Here is a 422-nt window from a genome sequence, read left to right as displayed (position 1 = left end):
CACCGGCCGTAACGGTTGTCCGTGAAGATAAGAACGGAACCAAAGCATCTGCAACCTACATACCAACAGTAACACCGGTTAAACCAACTGCAACACCAGCTGAATCAACAGATATCCAAGGTGCGACTCAAACAGGTAAACCTGAATTTACTGAAGGTAATAGCCGTGTACCAATGAACGATGATGTTCCAGCAACATTTGACGATGGTTCAACGACTGAAACTGTGGAAGGTGTTGGTACATATACAGTAGCAGCAGACGGAACTGTGACATTTGTTCCAGAACCAAGCTTTACAGGTACTGCACCAGCCGTAACCGTTGTTCGTGAAGATAAGAACGGAACCAAAGCCTCTGCAACTTATACACCAACAGTAACACCGGTTAAACCAACTGCAGCACCAGCTGAATCAACAGATGTTCAA

General features: G+C 45.5%; 1 protein-coding gene. It reads left to right on the top strand.

Annotation, left to right across the window (positions count from 1 at the left end):
* Positions 1-422 (top strand): hypothetical protein (locus ADM33_RS02380; protein WP_049503013.1); only part of this gene is annotated, 422 nt, incomplete at both ends.

It is taken from the genome of Streptococcus oralis (assembly GCF_001075875.1).
In the GTDB taxonomy this organism is placed as follows: Bacteria; Bacillota; Bacilli; order Lactobacillales; family Streptococcaceae; genus Streptococcus; species Streptococcus oralis_I.
This window is presented reverse-complemented; position numbering and strand designations above follow the sequence as displayed.